Source organism: Nonomuraea sp. B5E05 (genome assembly GCF_039880665.1).
Classification (GTDB): domain Bacteria; phylum Actinomycetota; class Actinomycetes; order Streptosporangiales; family Streptosporangiaceae; genus Nonomuraea.
In genome coordinates, this window is sequence record NZ_JBDPMJ010000091.1 from 1 (window position 1) to 1,289 (window position 1,289).

Consider the following 1,289-nt stretch of genomic DNA (forward strand, 5'->3'; position numbering starts at 1 on the left):
GGGTGTGTCAACTTAACGGCTGATGTTGGTTGTTGAGTGGTCAGTTATTACTCGGGGTGAGGCGTCCCTCGAAGGCGATCTGGAACGCGTTGAGCGGGGCCTTCCAGCGCATGGTCCATCGTTTGCGGCCCTTCCCGGTCGGGTCCAGCGACATGAGCGCCATGTAGACGCACTTGAGGGCGGAGGCCTCGTTGGGGAAGTGTCCGCGGGCCCGGACGGCCTTGCGGATGCGGGCGTTGACGCTCTCGATCGCGTTCGTGCTGCAGATGACCTTGCGTATCTCGACGTCGAAGGACAGGAAGGGCACGAACTCGGCCCACGCATCCGACCACAGCTTCACGATCGCCGGATACTTCTGGCCCCAGGACTCCTGGAACTCCAAGAACCGCTCCATGGCCGCGTCCTCGCTGGACGCGGTGTAGACGGGCTTGAGGGCCTTGGCGACCTTGTCCCAGTCCTGGCGAGCGGCGTAACGGAACGAGTTTCGCAGCAGATGAACCACGCACGTTTGAACGATCGTGCGAGGCCAGACGGTCTCCACCGCCTCGGGCAGACCCTTGAGCCCGTCGCAGACCAGCATCAGCGCGTCGTCCAGGCCACGGTTCTTCAGCTCGGTGAACACATGCAGCCAGTACTTCGCGCCCTCGCCGCCGTCACCGGCCCAGATGCCGAGGATGTCGCGGGTGCCGTCCACGGTCACGGCCATCACGACATAGATCGGACGGTTCGCGACCTGTCCATCCCTGATCTTGACGTTGATAGCGTCCACGAACAGGACCGGGTAGACCCGATCGAGCGGCCGGTTCTGCCATTCGGCCATGCCGTCCATCACCTTGTCCGTGATCGTGGAGATGGTCTGCTTGGATACCTCGGCGCCATACACCTCGGCGAGATGGGCCGATATCTCCCCGTGCGTGAGGCCCTTCGCCGACAGCGACAGCACCATCTCATCGACGCCTGTCAGACGCCGCTGACGCTTCTTGACGATCTGTGGCTCGAACGTGCCGGCGGTGTCGCGCGGCACCTTCACCTCGACCGGCCCCACGTCGGTCAACACGGTCTTGGCCCGGGTGCCGTTGCGGCTGTTGCCGCTGTTGCGTCCCTCGGAGTCGTGCTTGTCGTAGCCGACATGGTCGGTGATCTCGCCCTCCAGGGCGGACTCCAGGACCCGCTTGGTCAGCTGCTGCAACAACCCGCCCTCGCCGGTCAGTTGCAGTCCGTCGGTGCGGGCGCGGTCCACGAGCATCGCGATCAACTGCTCGTCCGTCGTCGCGCTGGACGCCACCCCG

The 1,289-nt window shown here is 64.7% G+C and carries 1 protein-coding gene; it reads right to left on the reverse strand.

Going from position 1 to position 1,289, the window contains the following annotated elements; all coding sequences use genetic code 11:
• Positions 1-40: 40 nt before the first annotated feature.
• Positions 41-1,246 (reverse strand): IS256 family transposase, encoded by a 1,206-nt coding sequence (locus ABGB01_RS45920; RefSeq protein WP_347780638.1) that lies wholly within the window; start codon positions 1,244-1,246, stop codon positions 41-43.
• Between the last annotated feature and the right edge of the window lie 43 nt (positions 1,247-1,289).